Annotated in this window: 24 protein-coding genes; 7 read left to right on the top strand and 17 right to left on the bottom strand. The window is 35.8% G+C overall.

Annotated features, from left to right (window positions below; genetic code table 11):
- Position 1 precedes the first annotated feature (1 nt).
- Both EZM65_RS04155 and gdhA read right to left on the bottom strand, forming a co-directional pair.
- Positions 2-2,290, bottom strand: a complete 2,289-nt coding sequence (locus tag EZM65_RS04155) for a two-component regulator propeller domain-containing protein (RefSeq protein ID WP_136667281.1) — start codon at positions 2,288-2,290, stop codon at positions 2-4.
- Positions 2,291-2,409: 119 nt separating this feature from the next.
- On the bottom strand, positions 2,410-3,753 hold the full coding sequence (gene gdhA, locus EZM65_RS04150) for an NADP-specific glutamate dehydrogenase (protein WP_136667280.1): 1,344 nt from the start codon (positions 3,751-3,753) through the stop codon (positions 2,410-2,412).
- Between the two features lie 196 nt (positions 3,754-3,949).
- Here gdhA and EZM65_RS04145 point away from each other — a divergent pair, with 196 nt between their 5' ends.
- Positions 3,950-4,759 (top strand): glutamate dehydrogenase, encoded by an 810-nt coding sequence (locus EZM65_RS04145; RefSeq protein WP_136667279.1) that lies wholly within the window; start codon positions 3,950-3,952, stop codon positions 4,757-4,759.
- Between the two features lie 66 nt (positions 4,760-4,825).
- Here the strand turns inward: EZM65_RS04145 and EZM65_RS04140 are convergent, their stop codons facing one another.
- The 4 genes from EZM65_RS04140 to EZM65_RS04125 form a co-directional block, all read right to left on the bottom strand.
- The gene (locus EZM65_RS04140; RefSeq protein WP_136667278.1) at positions 4,826-5,971 is read right to left on the bottom strand and encodes a cystathionine gamma-synthase; all 1,146 of its coding nucleotides are present in this window, start codon (positions 5,969-5,971) and stop codon (positions 4,826-4,828) included.
- Between the two features lie 67 nt (positions 5,972-6,038).
- Complete coding sequence (locus EZM65_RS04135; RefSeq protein WP_248574821.1) at positions 6,039-6,524, bottom strand: DinB family protein; 486 nt, start codon at positions 6,522-6,524, stop codon at positions 6,039-6,041.
- Positions 6,505-6,942: a thioesterase family protein gene (locus EZM65_RS04130; protein ID WP_136667277.1), complete on the bottom strand. Its 438-nt coding sequence runs from the start codon at positions 6,940-6,942 to the stop codon at positions 6,505-6,507. The genes EZM65_RS04135 and EZM65_RS04130 overlap by 20 nt, the downstream gene beginning before the upstream one ends.
- Before the next feature lie 62 nt (positions 6,943-7,004).
- Positions 7,005-9,299, bottom strand: coding sequence for a helix-turn-helix domain-containing protein (locus tag EZM65_RS04125; RefSeq protein ID WP_136667276.1), 2,295 nt, complete (start codon positions 9,297-9,299; stop codon positions 7,005-7,007).
- 72 nt (positions 9,300-9,371) lie between these two features.
- Here EZM65_RS04125 and EZM65_RS04120 point away from each other — a divergent pair, with 72 nt between their 5' ends.
- The 5 genes from EZM65_RS04120 to nadD all read left to right on the top strand — a co-directional run bounded on the left by EZM65_RS04120 (position 9,372) and on the right by nadD (position 12,847).
- Positions 9,372-9,728, top strand: coding sequence for an arsenate reductase family protein (locus EZM65_RS04120; RefSeq protein WP_136667275.1), 357 nt, complete (start codon positions 9,372-9,374; stop codon positions 9,726-9,728).
- Positions 9,721-10,632, top strand: coding sequence for a DMT family transporter (locus EZM65_RS04115; protein ID WP_136667274.1), 912 nt, complete (start codon positions 9,721-9,723; stop codon positions 10,630-10,632). Before EZM65_RS04120 ends, EZM65_RS04115 begins: the two co-directional genes overlap by 8 nt.
- Positions 10,633-10,720: 88 nt before the next feature.
- Complete coding sequence (locus EZM65_RS04110; protein WP_136667273.1) at positions 10,721-11,581, top strand: YicC/YloC family endoribonuclease; 861 nt, start codon at positions 10,721-10,723, stop codon at positions 11,579-11,581.
- A 37-nt stretch (positions 11,582-11,618) separates the two neighbouring features.
- A complete protein-coding gene (gmk, locus tag EZM65_RS04105; RefSeq protein ID WP_136667272.1) occupies positions 11,619-12,194 on the top strand; it encodes a guanylate kinase in 576 nt (191 codons plus the stop codon).
- Positions 12,195-12,265: 71 nt separating this feature from the next.
- Complete coding sequence (gene nadD, locus EZM65_RS04100; protein WP_136667271.1) at positions 12,266-12,847, top strand: nicotinate (nicotinamide) nucleotide adenylyltransferase; 582 nt, start codon at positions 12,266-12,268, stop codon at positions 12,845-12,847.
- Between the two features lie 57 nt (positions 12,848-12,904).
- On the opposite strand, the gene EZM65_RS04095 is transcribed toward nadD, so the two are convergent.
- The 10 genes from EZM65_RS04095 to EZM65_RS04050 all read right to left on the bottom strand — a co-directional run bounded on the left by EZM65_RS04095 (position 12,905) and on the right by EZM65_RS04050 (position 21,845).
- A complete protein-coding gene (locus EZM65_RS04095; protein ID WP_136667270.1) occupies positions 12,905-14,305 on the bottom strand; it encodes a hypothetical protein in 1,401 nt (466 codons plus the stop codon).
- Positions 14,306-14,484: 179 nt separating this feature from the next.
- A complete protein-coding gene (locus EZM65_RS04090; protein ID WP_136667269.1) occupies positions 14,485-15,957 on the bottom strand; it encodes a nicotinate phosphoribosyltransferase in 1,473 nt (490 codons plus the stop codon).
- A gap of 34 nt (positions 15,958-15,991) precedes the next feature.
- Complete coding sequence (locus EZM65_RS04085; RefSeq protein WP_136667268.1) at positions 15,992-17,095, bottom strand: adenylosuccinate synthetase; 1,104 nt, start codon at positions 17,093-17,095, stop codon at positions 15,992-15,994.
- A 3-nt stretch (positions 17,096-17,098) separates the two neighbouring features.
- Complete coding sequence (locus tag EZM65_RS04080; protein WP_136667267.1) at positions 17,099-17,962, bottom strand: hypothetical protein; 864 nt, start codon at positions 17,960-17,962, stop codon at positions 17,099-17,101.
- A gap of 2 nt (positions 17,963-17,964) precedes the next feature.
- Positions 17,965-18,300: a hypothetical protein gene (locus tag EZM65_RS04075; protein WP_136667266.1), complete on the bottom strand. Its 336-nt coding sequence runs from the start codon at positions 18,298-18,300 to the stop codon at positions 17,965-17,967.
- Between the two features lie 3 nt (positions 18,301-18,303).
- Entirely contained in the window at positions 18,304-19,143 is an 840-nt protein-coding gene (locus tag EZM65_RS04070) for an ADP-ribosylglycohydrolase family protein (protein ID WP_136667265.1), read from the bottom strand.
- Positions 19,144-19,154: 11 nt separating this feature from the next.
- Positions 19,155-19,718, bottom strand: coding sequence for a 2OG-Fe(II) oxygenase (locus tag EZM65_RS04065; RefSeq protein WP_136667264.1), 564 nt, complete (start codon positions 19,716-19,718; stop codon positions 19,155-19,157).
- A complete protein-coding gene (locus EZM65_RS04060; RefSeq protein WP_136667263.1) occupies positions 19,711-20,262 on the bottom strand; it encodes an NADAR family protein in 552 nt (183 codons plus the stop codon). The genes EZM65_RS04065 and EZM65_RS04060 overlap by 8 nt, the downstream gene beginning before the upstream one ends.
- Positions 20,259-21,086: a ribose-phosphate diphosphokinase gene (prs, locus tag EZM65_RS04055; RefSeq protein WP_136667262.1), complete on the bottom strand. Its 828-nt coding sequence runs from the start codon at positions 21,084-21,086 to the stop codon at positions 20,259-20,261. The genes EZM65_RS04060 and prs overlap by 4 nt, the downstream gene beginning before the upstream one ends.
- Before the next feature lie 75 nt (positions 21,087-21,161).
- The gene (locus EZM65_RS04050; RefSeq protein WP_371682984.1) at positions 21,162-21,845 is read right to left on the bottom strand and encodes an NUDIX domain-containing protein; all 684 of its coding nucleotides are present in this window, start codon (positions 21,843-21,845) and stop codon (positions 21,162-21,164) included.
- 123 nt (positions 21,846-21,968) lie between these two features.
- On the opposite strand from EZM65_RS04050, the gene EZM65_RS04045 reads away from it, so the two are divergent.
- Positions 21,969-23,135 carry an iron-containing alcohol dehydrogenase gene (locus EZM65_RS04045; protein ID WP_136667260.1) on the top strand — a complete coding sequence of 389 codons (1,167 nt, stop codon included), beginning with the start codon at positions 21,969-21,971 and terminating at the stop codon, positions 23,133-23,135.
- A 158-nt stretch (positions 23,136-23,293) separates the two neighbouring features.
- Here the strand turns inward: EZM65_RS04045 and EZM65_RS04040 are convergent, their stop codons facing one another.
- On the bottom strand, positions 23,294-24,178 hold the full coding sequence (locus EZM65_RS04040) for a nicotinic acid mononucleotide adenyltransferase (RefSeq protein WP_136667259.1): 885 nt from the start codon (positions 24,176-24,178) through the stop codon (positions 23,294-23,296).
- Positions 24,179-24,404 lie beyond the last annotated feature (226 nt).

Genomic DNA, 24,404 nt, shown 5'->3' with positions numbered 1-24,404 from the left:
CTTATCTAATAATCATAATTTTTTTTACTCCCGTATCCAACCCTTCTTCATCCGAAATCATTACCATATAAACACCGGAAGACACTAATTTTTTATTAAATGATCTTGTATCCCATTCGACTGTGCCTCCTTCAGAAATGGTTTCAAAAACCAAATTTCCTTCTATATCGGTTATTTTTACATTACTTTTATCTTTCAACCCTGTAATTTTAACTCCATTATTATGTTCAGGCCTATATGGATTAGGGTATACGTATGTATTTGAATAATCAGAAGTTCCTGCTGTACTCACCCCTTTAAATGAAACCAATCCTTTATCAGTAGCGAAGAAAACCTCACCAGTCTTGTTATCAATATCTATATCCAATACATTATCGCTTGGTAATGGAGAATTGTCTTTTGTAAAATGATGAATTGTTTTCTGACCGTCAGGAGACACTAAATATACCCCGGAGTTTTCAGCGGATACCCATTTATAATTTGAACCATCCAAAGCTATATCAAGTACATTAAATCTATAGAAGAGTTCTTGCGCAACATTATCCTGAAGTATAATTATAGGTTTTGTTTTTAACTTAGTTTCATTTAAAAAACTATTAATATTGGGCAAAACCCTTAACCCGGAAAAAGTACCAATCCAAAGTTGATTATTATTATCTATTACTAAACTTCTTACATCATTGTCTGGCAAGCCGCCTCCATCCAGGTTAGAATTAATAACGATAAATTTATTCAGCTTTTCATTGAATGCTATGACTCCATTCCTGTAGGAACCAATCCATTTTGTTCCATTTCTATCTACAACTAATGAAGAATAACTATCGTCCGAAGGTCTATTCGTTATATTTTGTAAAGAATAACTGGCCCATTCCCCATTTTTTTTATAAACATTTACAGCATTGTTTACCCTGCTATTTGTTAACCATAAATTACCCTCGTAATCAAAATTCAACGAATTTACAAGTGTTACGTTTGGAATCAGATCGTCATCCAGTGTGCTATTTGTTTGATTGTATAAAACTTGAGGTAAGTCATTCTCCATTTTTAACAACCCTGAAAAAAAGGAACCAAAGTATACTTCATTTTCATTTATTGGGTTTTCAACCACACTACTTACAGCTTTAATTCCCATAATTTCCTGATTAGAAATCACATTCCACTTCTTATTTACATCAAATTTATTTACTCCATATTCACTTGGTCTGCCGCAACAATATGTATATGGGTTATATTGCTTAGTATATCCTCCATAAACAGCCCATAAATTAGAATTTGTTTTATTAATTTTAAATATTTTATTCAATACAGGACCATCAGGAGTTAGATCTTCATAAACAATATTTGATGACTTCATACAGGTTTTTAATCCATCATTTTCTGTTCCTATATAAATTTGATCACTCAAAACAATTGCTGTTGAAAAAATAAAATTCGGTAAAACAGAATTATCAATTTCAAAAGTCTTGTTTAAAAACTCATCAAAAATCTGAATGTAATTATTTTCTGTAACAATTAAATTGTTTTCTGAAATTTTAAAGTCTTTTGGGCTTTGAGGCAAAGAATACTTAGCAATTAAGTTGTTTGCGGCATCTATTTCAAATATTGAGCCTTCTATATTAATCAAATATATTTTATTTGGAGTTGTTTCTATCAATTTCCATGAGCCTGAGGCAGCCATAGTCCACTGATTATAATCAATCAAAAAAGGGTTGCTGACATTAGCTTTCAACAGACCGTAATTGTTAGTAATTGCATAAATCGTATCATTAAAAACTGCTGTTTGAAAAACTTCGATACTACTCCCGTTAGGACCAATAAAATAAGTATCACCGAATTGTGATGTATTTAAATCCAAAACGGTTATTCCATAATTGGTTGAAATATAGATTTTCCCGTTAAACTCTTCAAAATGATTAATTCTTTTTTTATCAATCGGAATCGTTGGTTTCTCTACAATCCCCATTAATGAAAACATACTGCCATCAGTTTCATTCACAACAATTATCAATCCATTAGAATGTCCGATAATAATTTTTTTATATTGAGCGCTATAGTGCATTCGGGTAATACTATCCCCCGAAAGACCTTCTACAGTAGTTATTTTTCTAACTTCATTTGTCAAAATATCCTTTATAAAATAACTATTATCTGCTGCCACAAAAATTTTTCCATCACCTGCTACAATATCTTTTACATTGTTATAAGAAAAGTAGCCTTGCCATTGCTCATTATTTTGAGCAATGGTATTAACAAAACAGAAACAAATAAGAAAAAGCAATAATTTTCTCATGACAAATATATTTTCTTCAGCAAATATAGTTTAAAAACGTGTTTTCAAAATTTTTGTTACATAAATAAAAAAGCACCCGTTTCGGGTGCTTTTAAATAGTATATATTTTGGTATTGGAATTATACTACACCTTGCGCCAGCATTGCATCAGCAACCTTAACGAAACCGGCAATATTTGCTCCTTTTACATAATCAACATATCCGTTGCTGTCTTTACCGTAAGTAACACAAGCTTCATGAATATCACTCATGATACGTTGTAATCTTTGATCCACTTCTTCTCTTGTCCAGCTTAAACGTAATGAATTTTGAGACATTTCAAGACCTGAAGTTGCTACACCACCTGCATTTGATGCTTTACCAGGTGCAAATAAAATTTTATTTTTTAAGAAAACCTCAACTGCTTCCGGAGTTGAAGGCATGTTAGCTCCTTCAGCAACACAGATACATCCGTTATTTACTAACACTTGAGCTTCTTCACCGTTTAATTCGTTTTGAGTAGCACATGGCAATGCAATATCACATTTCACTTCCCATGGACGTTTCCCTTCAACAAATTTAGCATTTGGATATTTTGCAACATACTCATTGATTCTTCCGTAACGTACGTTTTTAATCTCCATGATGTATGCTAATTTATCTGCATCAATTCCATCTGCATCATAAATATATCCAGAAGAGTCAGAAGCAGTAACTACTTTTGCTCCTAATTGTGTTGCTTTTTCGATAGCATATTGCGCTACGTTACCAGAACCTGAAACCACAACCGTTTTACCGCTGAAGCTTTGTCCTTTAGTAGCCAACATATTTTGTGCGAAATATACATCCCCGTAACCAGTTGCTTCAGGACGGATTAATGAACCACCAAAAGTAATTCCTTTACCAGTTAACACTCCTGTAAACTCGTTACGTAATTTTTTGTATTGACCATACATATAACCAACTTCACGGCCACCAACTCCGATATCACCAGCTGGAACGTCAGTATCAGCACCAATATGACGCGCTAATTCAGTCATGAATGCCTGGCAGAAACGCATAATTTCTGTATCCGATTTACCTTTTGGATCAAAGTTGGAACCTCCTTTACCACCACCCATCGGCAATGTAGTCAAGGAATTTTTGAATACCTGCTCGAATGCAAGGAATTTCAAAATACTTAAGTTAACTGAAGGGTGAAAACGTAAACCTCCTTTATAAGGACCAATTGCAGAGTTCATTTGAATTCTGTATCCTTTATTTACTTGTGTTTGACCTTTATCATCAACCCAAGCTACACGGAACATCATTACTCTTTCTGGCTCTACCATACGTTCAAGCAACATTTTTCCTTGATATTTTGGGGTTTTTTCAATGAAAGGAATTACAGTTTCTGCAACTTCCATAACTGCTTGCAAAAACTCAGGCTCATTTGGATTGTTTTTTGCAACTGCTTCGACAAAAGCATTAATACTTGGTGACATAATTTTAAATTTTATATACGTTGTGAAAACGTTTTCGTTTGGAGGAGCAAATATACATTTATCTAAATAATTTACATATAGTTTATTAAACAAACTTTATGTAAATTATTTAATAAAACTTTATTTTTTTATATTTTCTTTCCAAGTGAATGATGTTTTTATATATTTGTTGTTTAAAGGTTTAAACAAACATTTTATGCCCAAACTATTTAGAATTTTAATACTTTTTTTAGTAACTCAGGCTAATTCTACTTTTGCACAGCTAGGATTTTCACATGAGGTTGGTATAATTACCGGTCCTGTCGCATTTCAGTCAGACTATGGTGAACGTCACGATTTTGACACTAATAAAGGAAATACCGGTTTAGGTATCGGTCTTGTTCATTATATGAATTTCTCATATCGTGCTGATTGTAACTGTTACACACCGGAAACTTATTTTAATGATCATTTCAAAGTGAGATCAGAGCTGTCTTACAACAAGACAAATCTCAATCATTTTGGTCATTGGGTAGATCCGGACAAAACTTCAACCGAGGCCCAGCAATTGAGAGGCATGCAGGGTTCAACTGCTGTTACAAACATTGGGATGCAGCTGGAATACTATCCTTTCAGCATCCGAAATTTCACTGCATCTACAGGAAGCTGGGCGCCATATGTAAGTTTAGGTGGCCAATACAGTTTTTACAAACCTGAAGTTTACACAACATTTAACGATGGATCTCTTTTAAATCCAGACAGCGTTTACTATAAGTATTGGGATGCTTCTGAAGGAAAACCCCATGGTTTTTCAAATGACAGAGGAAGCACCTGGTCTATTGTTTCAAGTATCGGCACAAGATATAAACTGAGCCCGCTTTCAGACTTAGTTGTGGACTTGCGCTGGCAGTATTATTTTGACAACTGGGTAGATGGTTTAAACCCTAATCCTGATTTGTACAAAGAAAACAAGGCCAACGACTGGAATGTCTGGTTAAACTTTGGATATATCTATTACCTTGATTAATCAAATAAGAAAAGATACAAGAAAAAACCCCCGAATGAATTGAATAATCGTTCGGGGGTTTTTATTTTATGCTAATGCTTGTTTCAAATCTTCGATTAAATCATCAGCATCTTCCACACCTACACTTAAACGAACCAAATCATCTGTGATTCCTACTTCTTTTCTTTTATCTTCTGGAATTGAAGCGTGTGTCATTAAAGCAGGATGATTAGCTAATGATTCTACACCACCTAGTGATTCCGCAAGAGTAAATACTTTTAATTTTTCAAGGAAGCTAACAGCATCTTGTTTTGTTCCAGATTTGAAAGTAAACGTTACCATACCCCCAAAACCACCAATCATTTGCTTTTTGGCAATTTCATGAAACGGATGATTTTCCAAACCAGGATAATACACTTTTTCTACTTTTGGGTGATTCTGAAGAAACTCAGCCACTTTTACACCGTTTTCGCAATGACGTTGTACACGCAAGTGAAGTGTTTTGATTCCGCGTAACACCAAAAAGCTGTCCATTGGCCCTAATGTACCCCCTGTTGCAAATTGCTTAAAGTGTAAATCATCACCAAGAGTTTTATCCTTAATTACTAATGCTCCAGCAATTACATCACTATGTCCTCCTAAATATTTAGTAGCCGAGTGCATTACGATATCAGCTCCTAAATCCAATGGCTTTTGAAGATAAGGTGTCGCAAATGTATTATCAACCGCAAATAAAATATTATGCTTTTTAGTGATTTGCGCAATAGCAGCTATATCTGCTAATTTCATCAGTGGATTTGTAGGCGTTTCAACCCAAACCAACTTTGTATTTTCATTAATCAATTTTTGAAAACCGTCCAAATCGTTCATATCCACGAAGTGAAATTTGATGCCGCTGTCCTTATACAAACGGGTAAACAAACGGTACGTTCCGCCATACAAATCATCCATAGCAATGATTTCATCACCTGCCTTAAAAAGACGAAGCAAACAATCGGTTGCTGCCAAACCTGATGCAAAAGCTAATCCCCTTGCTCCGTTTTCTATTGAAGCCAAAGCATCTTCCAACGCCTGGCGCGTAGGATTTGCCGCGCGGCTGTATTCATATTCGCCAACCGGCTGCCCTGGAGATACCTGAGCAAAAGTGGATGTTTGAAATACCGGAGGCATTACTGCTCCAGTTACTTTTTCATGGTGTTGTCCACCATGTATTGCCTTTGTATTGAATTTCATTATTTTATTTTTTTAGAATACAAATTTACTATTATTCTTTAAGAATGATTCTATCAGGAAAAAGTCTCTACAAAAACTTCTTGATTTGCATCACAACACCAGTATGCAATCCTTCATGATAATTACTGAATTCCATAGCATCATGAGCATTTGTAACCGTATATCCAGCAGAAGTCGTAAACTCCTTATATTCTTTAAATATACTATCCTGAAAATCTTTTTGCGTTTTTTCTAAAGTAGTAAAAAGGAGAATCTTAAGCTCCTCAACCTCTTCTTGAGTAACATTTCCGTCAGGTTTTGTTCCCTTCATATATTTAGTTACCATATCATCTGAAATCATCATAGGCAATCCAGACAGTTTATAGACCAACATTTGTTGTACCACTATGACATGCCCAATGTTCCAAATTAGATTATTACTAAATCCCTCAGGAATTTTATTTAATTCATCCAACGAATGCCCTTCAAGATATTTAAGGAAAACATTTCGCGACAAAGTGTTTATTCTAAAAGTATATTCCATAGCTTTATGATTATAGTAAAACAAAATCATCAGTTTTGGGAAATGCATTCATAACATCCTGAACAATTTGCGGTGTAGGGCTTGCCAGTTTTCTCAATTTAGTATCCATCCAGGCTCCATCAACTGAAATGACAGCACACAATTCGTCTTTTTCATTTTTCAACTCATGAACAATTGTCCATCTTGAAGCATCAGCCTTCATTTTCCCTATTTTGGTACTTATGGTAATTTTATTTCCCAAACGGATTTCTTTTCTGAAAATACATTCCTCTCTGAATAAAATCGGGCCTATGTGGTTTTCCTGCATTACCCTCAATGTTAATCCTTCATTTTCTAAAACCTCAACACGGTGCTGTGCACCAAAATCATAATAAGCGCTATGACGCATATGAAAATTCGGGTCAAGGTCAGACCAGCGAATTGAAATTTCTTTAGTAAATATTCCCATTTTTAAATTTATTTATGTTCCTGCACCTGTCAGGTTTTAAAAACCTGACAGATACAAAATTATTATTTAGCATTCACTTCCAAGTTTGCCTTAAACAAACGCAGTTCATCCCAGGTAAACTGTTCGCCGAATTTATCTTTTAATTCTCCTAAACTTTCATCATTATAATCAGAAAAAGCCGCTTCCAATGCTGTTATTTTATCCTTTGTCAAAAGATCAGAAAGCAGGACTTCACCCGTACCTATCAATTTCGAAAAATGATTATAAATGGTTTGCGGTGTTAATTTACGAATTTCGGCAATTTGATGAATCGTTTTATTTTGCTTCCACAAATCAAACGTCTCGGCAATTGTTGATTTTTTTGGTTCTTTCTTTTCCTGAGTTTTTCTTTTAGCCTTGGTCTGACGACTGAAATCTGTATTATTCCCATCATCAATAAACCCGCTTATTTGCTTGAACTGCTCCGATAAGGATGCTATTTTATTAATCTTATAAAGCTTAATTTCATCCGCTTCCATCGTTTTTTTAGACAATTCTTTTCCTTCTCTTGTATTTCTAATCAACAGTCGGATTTTTTTCAGTCCTAAAATACATTTCAACAATGCTTCTTCCAATTCCAGTAATTCATCGGCAAAAGTTTTTACTTTTTTCAATTGTTTCACTTCAACAATTTTGAGTAAAAGCTCCGAAAAAAGAGTGTCTAAATCTTTGAAAAAATACTGATAACCCGCCTCGCATCTCTCCTGTAAGAAATTCAGATCAACGGTTTCACTATTTCCAATTTTATGGAGCTGCGAAAGAAATTTCTGAGAAGTATCGGCTAATCCTGTCAGCAATTGCAATTGTTTCTCAACCCATGGTTTAAATTTTTGCTTAGGAGAATTAGGTAATTCATCTTTAAACGAAAACAGATGATTCCGCCATGACTGCGTTAATTGCTGGATGTTGAATCCTTTTAAAATCTCTGACAACAAATACTGTTTTGTCTCAGCAGTCAAAGTTGTTTCCAGCAGCACTTCATCTGCCTTATTCTCTGCATACTGCAATACCGATCTATCCGATTCAATACCATTCAATTGAATGGGACGCAACAATGTCAATCCGTCCAAACTCCGTAACCGCGACAATGCCACATAAGCCTGACCCGGCGCAAAAACCTGAGCCACATCAAGAACTGCCTTGTCAAATGTCAAGCCCTGACTTTTATGAACGGTAATAGCCCAAGCTAATTTTAAAGGATACTGACTAAAAGTCCCAATTACTTTTTCTTCAATTTCATTGGTATTGGAATCTACTTCATAAACTATATTTTCCCAAATGTATTTATCAACTTCAATTGTCTTGTCCTCTTCGGGAAATTCAACTAAAATCTCCTGACCGGACAAAGATTTGACAACACCTATTTTCCCATTGTAATATTTCTTTTCAATGGAAGGATCATTTTTAACAAACATAACCTGTGCGCCAACTTTCAGTTCCAACGCTGGTTCCAACGGATACATTTTTTCAGGGAAATCTGCTACAATTTCAGGTTTGTAAAAAATACTTTCGGCCGTTAAAGCATCAAGCGCTTCTCTATTAATTGCATCGGCTTTAGCATTATGCGTCGTAACCACTATAGTTCCCGAATTTTTCCTGATATCAAATTGCGGATTGACATATTTATTAAGCACAGAAACATCGGAAGGTGTTATGACATTATTCCGAAGATTGTTCAGAATTGAGATAAAAGCAACATCATCCTGACGGTAAATCTTATCCAATTCGACATACAATGGCGGATTTTGCTGCATGACTCTAGCATGGAAGAAAAACATGCCCTGATAATACTTTTGCAGCTGCATCCATTCTTCCGGTTTGATAACGGGTGGCAGCTGCCATAAATCACCAATCAACATAACCTGAACCCCTCCAAACGGCTGCGTTGATTTTCGTACGCTTTGCAGGACAAAATCAATGGCATCTAAAACATCAGGACGCAGCATTGAAACTTCATCTATAATCAGCAGTTCCAGATTTTTTAAAACCTGTTTTTTTGAAGCGCCCATCTTAAACATTCTTCCCAAAGAGCTTTTACTCTCAAAACGGTAATTCCCATTGGTTACTTCATCTTTTATATATTCAGGAATAAAAGCTGCGAACGGCAGTTGAAACATCGAGTGAATGGTTACTCCACCAGCATTCAAAGCCGCAATACCGGTAGGAGCCACAACAGCTGTGTTTTTATGGGAAGTTGCTATAATTTCTTTTAGCAGCGTCGTCTTTCCTGTACCGGCTTTTCCGGTAAGAAAGACAGATTTGTTGGTCTGATTTACAAATTGTAATGTAAAACGGGCGATTTTAGATAAATTTTCCACGTGGCATATAATTTTGACAATCAAAAATAAGAATTTATCTCCTTGACATTCTTTATTTTTGCAGAAAAAAATATGCGCAAAATATATTACCTTAAAACCTGTAGTACCTGCCAACGTATTTTAAAATCGTTACCGAATCTTGATACTTTCGAATTACAGGACATTAAAATCCAACCCATGACGGTTAAGCAAGTAGAGGAAATGCAGCAAATGGCCGGAAGCTACGAAGTACTTTTCAGCAAAAGAGCAACCCTATACAAAGAAATGGGATTGAAAGATGAAAAACTAACGGAAGCCGACTTCAAAAGATACATTTTAGAACATTACACTTTTTTATCACGTCCGGTAATTATTGCTGACGGAAAAATCTTTGTAGGCAACAGTGCAAAAACGGTTGACGCTGCGATTCAATTTTTGAGCAATGAGTAAGAGAAATTGGGCACTTGTAGCCGCTACTTTAGTATCTATCATTTATGGTGTGACTTTTACCATTGCCAAAGATGTGATGCCGAAACATATTGACGCCTATGGTTTTATCTTTCTGCGTGTGGGTGGATCTATGTTGCTGTTTTGGCTTTCTTCAATTGGAATTGGATTGCTTCGTCCTGCTCGCAGTGAAAAAATAGACAAAACCGATTTCCCAAGAATCATAGCTGCATCATTTTTTGGGATTGCCTTCAATATGCTTACTTTTTTCAAAGGATTGAGTTATACTTCCCCTATTATGGGAGCCGTTTTAATGGTTACGACCCCTATGATTGTATTGGTTCTTTCAGCCATTTTGATCAAAGAAAGGATGGAAAACCGAAAAATCGCAGGAATCCTTTTAGGATTAATCGGCACTATAACTTTAATTCTCTATGGGAAAGCAAAAGTAAATGCACCCAATGCTATGTTGGGTAATTTTCTGGTTTTTGTAAATGCAGTGTCGTATGGTTTTTACCTCATCATTGTTAAAAAACTTATGGACAAATACAATGCCTTTTCCTTTGTAAAATGGATTTATTTCTTCGGATTTTTAATGGTAATTCCGTTTGGTTGGGGGGAATTTCAGTCGGTTGACTGGGCTATTGTCCCAACATCTGCCTATATTAAAATTGGATTTGTGGTTGTTTTTTCAACATTCTTAACCTATTTACTGAATTTACTTTCGATGAAAGAGCTTAAACCTACAACAGTAGCGGTTTTTATTTACCTGCAGCCACTTTTTGCTTCGATTTTTGCTATTGGACTAGGAAAAGACGAATTGAGTTGGGTAAAAGCGGGATCAGCCTTGTTGATTTTTATTGGAGTTTATTTGGTAACACAGAAAAAAGTAATTAGTAAAAAGTGATTAGTGAATAGCTTTTAATAAAGGACTAATAACTAATCACTCTTCACTAATCACTAAAAACACTATCTTTACACCTTATTTTTCGCCTATGATACAATCAATGACAGGTTTTGGGAAAGCGTCTCTGCAATTACCTACAAAAAAGATTACTGTTGAACTAAAATCATTAAACAGCAAAGGTCTGGATTTAAACGTGCGTATGCCTTCTACCTATCGTGAGATGGAATTAGGGTTACGCAACCAAATTTCACAACAACTGGAACGTGGGAAAGTTGACTTTTCTTTATACATAGAAGTTACCGGAGAAGAAACCTCTTCAAAAATAAATGCACCAATCGTCAAAGCTTACATAGCACAAATGAAGGAAATACTTCCTGAAGCTGATGCTACCGAATTGATGAAAATGGCTGTCCGTATGCCTGATGCTTTAAAAACAGAGCGTGAGGAAATTGATGAAAATGAATGGAAGGAAATTCAAAAAGTCATTAATGAAGCATTAGTCAACATCAACCAATTCCGCAAAGACGAAGGACAATCTTTGGAAACCGAATTCAAAACACGTATTGCCAACATTTACAATTTGATGAACGAAGCTGTGTCTTACGACGCTGAACGTGTTGAAACGGTAAAAACGAGGTTACGTACAGCTTTAGATGAACTTCAGGTAAATGTAGATGAAAACCGTTTTGAACAGGAATTGATTTTCTATTTGGAAAAATACGATATCACTGAAGAAAAAGTCCGATTGGGAAATCATCTTGATTATTTCTTGGAAACCTTAAAAGGTCAAGAAGCCAATGGCCGTAAATTAGGCTTTATCACTCAGGAAATGGGCCGCGAAATAAACACCATGGGATCAAAATCCAACCATTCTGAAATGCAGAAATTGGTTGTGATGATGAAGGATGAATTGGAGAAAATTAAAGAACAGGTATTGAATGTTCTTTAAGAGAAAAAAATAGAGCAAAGAAAAAAGACAAATCACCATGAGTGAAAAAGGAGGAAAATTAATCGTATTCTCGGCGCCGTCAGGATCCGGGAAAACCACTATAGTAAGACATTTATTAGGAATTGAAGAATTGAACTTAGAATTTTCAATTTCGGCAGCAACACGTGAACCTCGAGGAGAAGAAGTTTCAGGAAAAGACTATTACTTCATGTCTATTGAGGAATTCAAAAAGCATATTAAAGCCGAAGATTTCGTAGAATGGGAAGAAGTATACCGTGATAATTTTTACGGCACATTAAAAACAGAAGTAGAACGCATCTGGGCTTTAGGCAAAAATGTGATTTTTGATATTGATGTTGCAGGCGGATTACGTATTAAACATAAATTTCCAGAACAAACTTTAGCTGTATTTGTAAAACCGCCAAGTGTTGATGAATTAAAGCGCCGTTTAAAAGAACGCTCTACAGAAAGCGAAGACAAAATAAACATGCGTATTGCTAAAGCCCACGTTGAGTTAGCTACTGCGCCGCAATTTGATACCATTATCAAAAATTATGATTTGGATGTAGCTAAACAGGAAGCGTATGAATTGGTAAGGAATTTTGTTCAATAAGGCAACAGCCACCAGGCACTAGTAAATAGCTAATGCCTAATGCCTATTGCCTAATGCCTAATGCCTAAAAAATGAAAATCGGACTTTACTTCGGGACATTTAACCCTATTCATATAGGACATTTGATTATTGCCAACCATATGGCAGAGCATTCGGATTTGGATCAGATCTGGATGGTGGTCACACCCCATAATCCGCATAAGCAGAAAAACTCACTGTTGGATGATTATCACCGTTTGCATATGGTGCATCTGGCTACCGAAGATTTCCCAAAAATCAAACCTTCCGACATCGAATTCAAATTACCGCAGCCTAATTACACCGTAAATACACTCGCACATTTACAGGAAAAGTATCCGGTTCATGAATTTTCATTAATCATGGGCGAAGACAATCTGAATTCGCTTCACAAATGGAAAAACTATGAGGTTATTCTTCAAAATCATGCAATTTATGTGTATCCGAGAATGAATTCGGGTGAAATAGACAGTCAATTTGCAAACCACCCAAAAATTAATCGGGTTGGCGCTCCAGTAATTGAATTGTCTTCTACTTTTATCCGTGAATGCATTAAAAACAAAAAGAATGTAATCCCTATGCTGCCTAACAAAGTTTGGGAATACATTGATCACAATTTATTTTATAGGAAATAAAAAAATGCTTAACTCTGTATCATTACAGAATTAAACATAAAACAGAAAAACAATAGGTTAATCCCCGCCGCATCCGCCGCACCCACCTCCACAGCTGGAACCACAGCTGCTTCCGCAACTATTACTGCAACCTGAGCCACAACTGCTCCATGAGGATTGAGCCGAATCAACGCTTGCCTGGACAGGATGTACCAGAGGAAAAAATTCATGACTGTAAAAAGCAGTTCCAAAAAGTAAATATTGCCACTCCCAACTATCTTTCAAATCAATTCTTTCCCCGCTCTTAATTTTTATATTGTAAAGCTCTGGAATGGCTTTAACAAACAAACGATTATAGGCCTTCTTAAGCAAATAGCGACCGACCAAAACATAAATTCCTATTTCAATCAGTAAAAAAGTAACCGGTTTGCCTCTTTGAACACCTAACTGCAATCGGATTAATAAGATATAAAGGACAGGCATCAAAAGCAAGGCCAGCACTGTGAAATGCTTCACAAATTGCTTCTCATTGACTATTTTTTCTCTGAGATTATTCATTGCCTGCTGCGGAATCAAGAACAATTCTTTTACCCGCAGTTTGTGGAATAAATCAGGATAGGTCATTGTTTCGTTTACAGACATTGCATTGCCTACAGCAACCTCATCAATGGTTTCAACTTTGGAATTAAAACCAAGCCGTATCGCTGTTTTTCCTTCCACCGAAAGTATTCTTTTCTTAATCATGTTATCCACTGCCGCATGCACATACCGGCTGTTATTTCCTTTTCTGAGACACAGAATCTCGGCTCCATTCAAATTTTGCGCATGCAAGTCGGTTCCATACAGTTCCTTTGTCATATTTTCTACTATTCTATCCATTTGAAAATAAAGAAACGGAAACAGGAAAAACTGTATTATTAGCGTTAACATTATAAAAGCGGGATTATCAATTTCTATAATGTATGGTTTGAGGAAAAAATAAAGCGGGAAGTAAAGAAAAAGACAAACTATAAGTGTATTTATGATTCTTTTACGGAAAACAGTATCGTTTGTGATTAATTGGGTTTCATCGAGATAATTGTTGTCCCAGAAGTATGGATTTTGTTTTCCGAAACAGGATTCATATAAAGTAGTAGTGTGTTCTTTTGCTTCTTTAAAAACGGAATGATTATGTGGATTGTGTGTGGAAGGAATGTGTCCGATTTTTTTTCCGAGTATCTGGCAGAGTTTTTCGTAGGATTTACTGAAAATCAGATGTTGGTGCCAGACTATATCAACTATTTCGGAAGGAGAAACCATTTGGTTAGAGATTGAAGCTAAAAACACGAACTTCTTATACTCTTCGATGGCTTGTTTGGTGACGTAATGGGTCCATTTATTTTCATACGCCAATCTAGTTTCGAAACCATACTCTTCGATGGTTTCATCAAAGGAAAACCTACGGATGGTTTCCCATAATGCTCTTTGTTTTTCTGTCATACAGTATCATTGTTATCATTTTACATTGTAGAAATCTGAGCTCTATTTCCAGGTTAAAGTTGCCACTGTTTTATGAAGTAATCGTTAGGTCAATGTTAGGTTTTTGTGAAGAATTTCATAGAAAACGAAAAGCCCGCAAAAGCGGGCTTGTATTAAATAGCCTGAAAAAGCTTTATAAATTATTCGGCAAAGCTTAGTTGCTTTTCTTTCATACGCTCACGAATTGCAACCAATGAATCATCAACCAATAATTTTCCATCTCGGAATACTTCTTGTAATTCGCCTTGTTGCTCTTCTTCCCAAGTAGCCTGGTCTTTCAATTCATAGCATCCGTCATTCAATTCGATTTTCATCAAACCTTTAGCCGATTTCTTGGTTCCGTCGTCAGTAATCGGGTCTTTGAAGATTTCACGTCCGATGCCGTCTACTTCCCCGTATGTCGCTTTCATGGCAAAGCCAAAAGTATCTCTGGTGTTGTACTGATAGGTATACGAACCAATTCCTAAAACAACATTCGTTGAAGCGAATCCTTTTTCTTTCAGTTTTTGGCATATTCTGGTGGCTCTGTCCACGGTGATACTGTCGCCGTAAATAGCCCCGATTTGCGGCACTAACTCCTTATATCCTTTATCGTTTACCGATCCGCCGAACACATCCCAAAGCAATTCGACAACCCCTTTACGTTCCTGTTCGGTTTTTCCGTCAGGGTTACCACAAATAATCAATACCGGATCACCGCTGTCAGGACGTACGACAACTTTTCCTTCACGGTTAACAATTTCCGCTTTCAGTCTTGGCATATAATCCGTCAGTACTTTCCACAAATCCCAGGTATCCGATACGATAGAAACGATTCCTTTTGGGTACACTTCACAAATTAAACGTTTGAAGGTTTCATATTCACCTTCCGTAGTCCCCATACACATTACCGAATGTTCGGTTGCGGCTACTGAGCCTCCGATTAATTCCAATTCAGAATTGGCATTATAATATGTTTCCAATGCATCGATTGCCGGAATAGTATCAGTTCCTGTGAAATTCAATAAATGTCCCATGCCCGAAATTACTGCCGCTTCGATTCCCGCCATACCGCGCATCGAGAAATCATGTCCCTGCCAGTCCACAAATTCAGGCATTGATGAAGTCTCTTCAGCAAATTTATCCAGCACCAAACGGTATTGTCTGGCAATCGTCGCCGAAGTACAAGGCATCCAAACCACAGCCGACAATAAGGTTTCAAAATAATTGGTCAGCCAGAAAAATTCGGGTTTCGTGTTGTACATCGTAAACATAGGGACGCGCAACGGCACGGTTGAACCTTCTGGTAGTGCTTTGAAGACCATTGGAATATACCCTAAATCATGTAAATCTTCGATGTGTTTTGTCCCAACTTGATTTTCGCCTAAGTATGTATTGATTCGGCGTGCGTAACGCGCCACCACTTTTTCTTTTGGCTGACCGAAAAATTGCGTTTGGAATTCATCCAAAATATATTTCTTGATAAAATACTGCAGACCGAAAAAAACTACTTCGTTCACACCCTCAATTCTTGATTTACGTGGTGTCCAGTTGGAATATACTAAAGTGGTGTTGTCTGGGTATTGACGGCGGTGATCAACTTTATAACCGTCGGTTAATAATAATGGGTTCATAGTTTTCTAAATGTTTTTAATAAAAGTATTTTGCTTATGAGATTGATAATTCGGTCTGCTTTGAGTTATCGGTTAAAGGCTTGATATTATTCGAAAAAGGAGAATACGAACCATATACTTTTTGAAATTCCGTATTTATTTTATTCAGTTGAAAATCTATATCCAACTGATCCAGACAGGTTATTACCAAATTTTTTTTAGCAAATAACGAGTAAGATGCATCTATTTTAAGCGAATAATTCAAAAGTGTATAATCTAAATTTCCAATTCTCAATTCTTTTTGGTATTCATTATAAATACACGTTTCCTCATGATTATTTACTAATGGAAGTTCTTCCTCTTTTCCCATCCAACCATTGCCGTGCCGAGTAGCATAGCTTCTGGTGACATAATAAATTTCTATATCTTTTACTTCCAGTTTCTGACATATTTCCATTGCGTTTTTTGAAGTGGTGTTGGCATATGTCACATTAGGAAAGACACCATGATCCATATCAAGCAGAATTCCCTGACTGCCTTCAAAAATTAAATTATTGTAATCAGCCAGATAACTGTAATCCTGAATATTCCAATTTATTTTTTCTATAGTATCCAGGAAAAAATCCAATTCTTCTTTTAAGTCATTATCCTCCGGAAATCCGTAATAATAAGCTATTGCTTTTAATTTTTCTATCAGCATTGATTTAGGAGCGATTAAATCGACAGCAAAAAGCTTATACTGCGATTCATTTCGTTTCATCGTGGCTCCAATTCCTTTTCCGCATGTCCCGTGTTCGAGGTTTTTTGTATTGGTCCGATTCTTCCAGACGTCGAAAGGAGTTGTTACTTTGGCTAAAGGATGGATGCACAATTGTACATTTCCTCCTTTAGACTGCAATTCTTTTTGTTCATTATATAAAAAAACAGGATGAATAGTACAGTGCTCGCTAAAATAGGAAGGCAAACCACGTAAGGCTCCACTGGCAAAACTCGAATGAATGTGTTTTTTTTCATCAATCATTACTGTATGCGCAGCTTGTTGTCCTCCCGAAAACCGAATAATTATAGATTCAGGGTTTTGGCTGGCCAGAAAATCAGTAGTAATACCTTTGCCCTCGTCACCAAAACCTAATCCTATAACTATTTTTGCTTGTTTCATGATTTAAAGCATTTGAATGTTTTCGAATCCTCCCAGATCCGGATTGTCATTCTTTGAATAGTCTGAATTTTTAAACCGTTCACAAATAATATCTTTAATAACGTTAGGTATTTCTTTGTGGTCAGTAATTGAAAGACAGTTTTGTCCCAATAATTCTTTCCAACCTCTGTCGGCATTAATGGCTTGATCAGAATGCAAAACACTTATATGGTAAACATCATACCTTTTTTTAACTTCATCTAAAAGATCCAGGTGAGTATATGTCTGTTGTCCTGAACCCATAATTTCTTTGATTGAAGATGCGGGAAGGATTTTTAAAGTAGGCTCATCACCTACCGTAAATAACAATCCTTTCTGATTACGTTTTTCAAAAGCATCTGTTCTGGTGTGAAAAGCAGCAAAATACCATGCTAAAAGATAGCTTTCCCCTGCGTTTCCGCCACCACCGGATTCAATATAAGTCCGGGTAAGCCACATATCCAGCTCTTCGTCTCCAGACTCAAACTGGCCGACCTGTAAAGGATAACCGTCACATTCGTGGTCACCAATACCTAAAAATAAAAGTGCCGGATCAGGAACTCCTCCTTGAATTATGCCGCCCATTAATTTTGGCAATCCATCTTTGATTAACTCGTGAGGAATGTGTCCCATACTTCCTGTAACATCTAGTCCTAAAATAATAGGAACCGAGTTAGGATGCACATCAGAATCTCTTGCCTCCCTAAAAACAATACCATTAGGATTCATTGAAGGATGTGCCATCCTTTTAGAATTTTGCGTAAAAATTTCACTTACCGATTTTGAAGCATAACCGGCTTTTTTAGCTCTATCATCCCGAGCTCCCATGTCATATCTTGTACCTCCCATAATTAAAAAGTTTTGCCAAATAAATATTCATATCTTTTCTTCGCCACTTCGAACTGTATATTCAGATTTCTAATAATTAAAGACAATTCGATGTCTTTCTGAACAAAAGCATCCGGTTCAAAGTCAGCAAAAGTCAAACTGTTTTTATCTAAGGGACTGATATCAATAAGACCTTCCTGTTCTCTTTCTAATCTTTTAATTTTCAAATCTATATCTTCTACTCTGCGTCTATAGATTAATTCAGAATCTTCTCCGATAGTTCTTGCTCTATCTTCTCTGATTTGGTCATTGTTCCTCCTTAAGGCATCAATGAATCTTGGTTTTAGTTCATCATTCATGGGTTATTCAAATTTTTCGTTTAGTTGAAAATCTAAATTTATTAAATAATCTTTTCCATACCTGCCGTTTTCTAAGTTTTCATAAAGAAAGTCAGGCAGTTCTTTTTGACAATTTTCTTTTTGACTGAGTATCGCCATGCATAAAGCCGCTACTGTATCAGTATCGCCACCATAATCTATACCTGTTTTCAGGCAGTCTTTCATAGAAGTTGCTTCTGAAACAATTTTAATAACTGCCTTTGTTGTAGGATAGCCATGCATATCTATAGGAGCCGCAATTTCATATATTTCATTTTCATTTAAAGTAGAATTGATAAAATCGATCAAATTGTATTTTTTATCTAATCCATATCTGTAAAAATGAACAGCCAAAGCAATCCGTTTTGCACATTGTATTCCTTCAATTGTATTGTGGGAGGTTTTTGCCTGAATTTCACATAATTGCAAAAGTGTGGGTATATCTTTTACATAACCTATTGGATATGCCCGCATTGCAGAACCGTTACCATTGCTTTGAAAAGTTAAATTAGCAATGAATTCTAATCCATTCTTACTTTGGTCAAGAGCATTATAAACCCGATCCGAATATCCACGTCTTTTGTCTCTGTGAAAAACTTCTACAAACTTACTTGCAACTTTTTCTTCAGTCCAGTTCAGATCTTCCAACAGTAATTCAGTTATAGCAATTGCCATTTGGGTATCATCTGTATAACGTTTGTATATTTCTTGATACAATCCGTGGGGGTGGTACTTAGTAAGGTTATTATAGTGTTCTATATATTCTTGTTTTTGAAATTCAAAACCTGCTCCATAAGCATCTCCTATTGCCGCTTCTAAAATCATAATTAAAATAATTAAAAATCAATATTGTTGCTGCGGTACATCACATCGCTTCTTAATGCATATTTTACCCCTTCAGAAATCACTTTTCCCTCATGTCTGTATGAATGGTTAAATACTACTAATGTCCCTTTTTTGGGCTTTATAGTGATTAAGTCTTTAAATTCTGTCTCACCGCCTTCAAATTCATCATTCAGATATATCAGAAAAGTAAAAAAACTCTTCTCATCTTCATTTCTTTTAAAACTGCCGTCCCTATGCATTTTAAATCTTTGTTTTGGACTGTATTTATAAAACCGAAACATTTCATTTAATCCTAAAATGCAATATTCTTCAACTTCGTGAATTAAAAAAGGTTTGGCCAACTCAAATAATTTATCTGCCAGTTCTTCATTTCTGAATAAAATTCTATCATTATTTCTTACACTTTTAAGCAGAGACTGAGTATTTTCGCCAGTTTGCACCATTGCTTCCTCATAACCAATTTGCTCACTCTGATTGACTAAAGCATCACATTCCGAATCTGATAAAAAATTATCGATTACAAATAAATCTTCAAAATATACAATTTTATTCATCTCTTAACTGATCTCTAACCTCCATCAATGCAAAGCCCAAAAGATTTAATCCTTTCCATTTTTCAGGAAATTCAGAATCCTCATGATCTGCTGTCAGACCAATTCCCCAGATTGAGTCGACCGGACTGGCTTCAACCAAAACTCTTTCATTAGTGTTCAATAAAAATTCTTTAAGTTCATCATTTTGGTTAAACTTATGAAAGTTACCTTCTTTCACGATTTGATATCTATTGGACAACCAAAGTTTATCCATATAATTTCGAACTTCTCTGCCGAGCTTTTTCACCTCTGCGGGAGAGTTGCAAATCAGTATCTTTTCTAAAATTTCCTTATCACCAAACAATTCGGCTTTTTTAGCCATCATCCAGTGCTCAGCCGTTTTATAAGTCACGCCGTCAACAGTAAACGAACTTTCCCACCACTGACTGAAACAGGTCTTGGTAATACTGCCGTCTTTTGATTTCTGATGACCCCAAAAAAACAGAAATTTATTCTTTTTGCCTTTTTTAAATTCTTCTTTTAGTATTTCTAATGAATAATTCATAATTCCAATGCAATTTGTTTCACGAACTCATTATCAAAATCCTTAAATGAATTCGTTGTAAAAATTTTATCAAAAACAGTCAGGCTCTCAAATCCTTTATTAAAAATACCGTGGCTGACTGCTAAATATAATTTTCCGGCATTTTTCTTTTTTAATTCATCCGCTAAGCCAATGAAAGTTCCTCCACCATCACAGATGTCATCCACAATCAAACAATCCATTCCTTCCAGATCATCGGCATAGACTTTGAATCCAGACAATTTTCCGGTTTTAACGTCACGGCTTTTGCTGCATTCCACTACTTCTACGCCACCCAAAAATTCGGAAACTTTGTAGATTTTTTTTAAGGCACCGCCGTCAGGGGAAATCAGTTTGGCTTCATTTCCGATTTCTTTTAAAACTTTCTCAATAAATGTGTAATTCGGGATTACCTCACAATTATTAACCAAGGCCGGAGTCACTTCTGAATGGGCATCAAAGACCATTACTTTGTTTAATCCCAAGCCATTTATAATATCAGCATATACTTTTACTGATAGTGGTTCTCCGGGAATCATCACACGGTCCTGTCTAGCTGCGGGAAAATAAGGGATAAACAAATCAATTACTTTTACCCCCATTCTTTTCAATGCATCGATGGTCACACACACCAATCCCAGATCATTAAACGAGTTCACACGGTGCGTAACGGTCACTTTTTCTGCAACGTCAAAACCAGATTGGATTTTAATATGGGGTTCGCCTCCTGAAAAAGTAAAACTTTGGAAAGCAATTTCTGATTCGTTTGAGAATGGACGGAACTGAGGGTCTAAATTAAGTATCATGATGTATTATTTTGCGTATTTGTTACACAAATGTAAAAACAATAAATTTACTTACAAAATTTTTTAGTGTATTTTTTACGCAAATTTGATTTCAAAGTGAAATCCTTCCTTCACCAGTTGGTTGTATTCAGCTGTATTGAAACGGAATAACTTGGCGGGACGGCCGGCTTTTTGCATTACTATAGTTTCTGTCTCTTCTAAAATACCAAAGCTCAGCATTTTTTTTCGAAAATTCCGGCGGTCAATTTCCTTTTGAAGAATCGTAGCATAAAGATTTTCGAGTTCCGAGAATAAAAACTCAGGAGGAAGCAAATCAAAACCTATAGGCTGATAAGTCAGTTTGGCTTTTAACCGCTCAAGTCCTTTCTCGACCATCAGGTTATGGTCAAAAGCGAGATTTGGAATTTTAGAAACCGGCACCCAAGCTACCTCATCAGCATCAGTGTCAGCTTTTAGAAATAATTTGGACGGATCAACCAATGCCATATAGGCCACTGAAATTACCCTGTTACGGGAATCTCTGGCAATATCATCTCCGAAAGTGTATAATTGTTCCAGATAATTAACCGCAACATTGGTCTCTTCTTTCAATTCACGTTTTACAGCATCAATAAGAGACTCCTCTTCCTTAACCAAACCTCCTGGCAGGGCCCAATAGGAATTCTCGCTTCCAAACTTCTGCCGTATCAACAACACATGCAGTGTATTGTTTTGATATCCGAAAACTACAGCATCGACAGCTATTTTTATATTCTGCATAAGAAACAGATTTTAGTGTGAATTTTACACAAATATAAGAACTCTTATAGTTTTTGATTTAACATACTTTTAAAACATGTTCAATAATTGTTCAGTAAATTTAACCCTCTAAATTTTTAACTTATGACAAACTTCGAATTATACAATCCCGTAAATTATGTTTTTGGCAAAGGACAGATTTCCAAACTTCCTGAACTTGTTCCATCAAATACTAAAATTTTACTAACCTATGGCGGCGGAAGTATCTTTAAAAATGGTATTTACGATCAGGTTAAAACTGCTTTACAAGGGTATGATGTTGTAGAATTTGGCGGTATTGAGCCCAATCCGAGATTTGAAACATTAATGAAAGCTGTTCAAATTATCAAAGAACAAAACATCGATTTTATTCTTGCAGTAGGCGGAGGAAGTGTGATTGATGGCACAAAATTCATCTCTGCTGCTGTAAAATATGATGGAAATCCAATTGAAATTTTACAAAAACGCATTTTGACAAAAGACATTAATGCCGTGGTTCCTTTCGGAATTATTTTAACCTTACCGGCAACAGGTTCAGAAATGAATTCGGGCGGAGTTATCACGATCAATGAAACTCAAGAGAAATTGGCTTTTGGCGGTAGTGCCTTATTCCCTAAATTTTCAATTTGTGATCCAACAGTAATCGAATCATTACCTAAACGTCAGTTACAAAACGGTGTGGTAGATGCTTTCACGCACGTGATGGAACAATATTTAACGTATTCACACGATGCTTTGCTTCAAGATAGAATTGCTGAAAGCATTTTGCAAACCTTGATAGAAATTGGCCCTTCTGTTGTAGAAAACCCAACCGATTACAAATTGGCTTCCAATTTTATGTGGTGTGCCACGATGGCATTGAATGGATTAATTCAAAAAGGCGTTCCTTCCGACTGGGCGACACACATGATTGGTCACGAATTGACCGCTTTGTATGAAATTGACCATGCGCGTACGTTGGCTATTATCGGACCAAATTTATACCGCGTAATGTTTGACACCAAAAAAGACAAGCTGGCACAATACGGTGAACGTGTTTTTGGAATCACTACAGGTTCAATAGAAGAAAAAGCCGAAAAAGCGATTGAAAAAACTACTGAATTTTTCCATACAATGGGTATGTTAACCCGATTGTCTGAAAACACAGATCAGTTTGAAGGTACTTCCGATTTTATTGTAAAACGTTTTGAAGAACGTGGCTGGAAAGCATTAGGAGAAAAACAAAATATTACTCCTGAAAAAGTGAGGGAAATAGTAGAGATGAGTTATTAATAGAAAGTACAAATTCCAAAATATAAAATACAAAAAACAAATTGTTTCTTATCTCTCATTAAAAATTCGAAAGGCGCACTGAAAATAAATTCCAAGTGCGCCTTCCTACTAAACACCAAAAACAAAACGTAATTTAACTTAACTCTATTTTCAATAAATTAACTCTTTCTCAAAACGTTATCTGCTTTAGTTCTAACGGCATTTTGTCTTAAATATTGTATAAAACCTCTGCCCTCAAACTCATATGTTGTACCGCTGTTATTATGATATAATCTTATGCGGTGGTCATTAATAACGCTTAGTGTAAACGATTCATTGCCCCAAAAATCATAATCTAATGTTAAAATTTTAGTGTACATATTTGAGGTATTTGAAATCCCGTATATCCCTGTGAAATCCCAGTAAATATTATTTACACCTGTTCCGGAAGCATCCTGAGAAGAACGGAAATTGTCATCACTGCCTCCTGCAACAAACTGGATGAAGTTTTCTTTATCAAAATCATTCAATGCTCCCACACGGCTGGTATATACTTTTTCCCATGCTTTGTATTCCTGCAGAAAATAGTGAATGTTGTCATTAAATAATTTGTCATAATCAAAATTACTTCTTTGGAATCCAATTAAATAATATGTTACATTTCTATATCTGTCGTACAATTTGATACGGTTGGAAGACAGTTGGTACACTTCTAAATCAAAAGTTCCATATACATCGTGATACACTGTTATTGCATCAGGATAATAACTGTAAGATCCCACTCTGATACCAAATCCACTGCCGGTTGTTCCAATTCCTGCCAAATTATTGTTTGCATATAAAGCTCCATTTAAAAATGAAACGGTGAAGGCTCTTGTTAAAAACGGCACATCTCCGGTTCCAGTTGTTGCATCATAATCCACATACCACAAATCATACCCTTCCATTAACTCAGGCAGCGTAATATTGTTTGAATAATCGTCTTCAATCAATACATCGGCTGAACATGATGTAAATAAGAATGGTGAAACCACCGCTATCAGAAATAATTTTATTGTATTCATAACTTGTAATTTTTAACGTTTCAAAAATAACCACTATTCAAATATCTTCAGTACAATTTTTTATCCAAAAATCAATATATAGTGATTTCCTAACATATCTATCCAATATGCGTGCCAAAAATTTATTAACTTTGTTGACCAATTTTTCTTAAAAACAGATTTTTAGGAAATCCCCTGTTCAAACTGCTTAATTTTAAACTTTTAAGTTGGCGAAATAATTTTCAAA

The sequence above is a fragment of the Flavobacterium sp. H122 genome, from assembly GCF_004959765.1.
Taxonomy (GTDB): Bacteria; Bacteroidota; Bacteroidia; order Flavobacteriales; family Flavobacteriaceae; genus Flavobacterium.
Note: the sequence above shows the minus strand (reverse complement) of the source record. Positions and strands in the feature narration are given on the sequence as shown.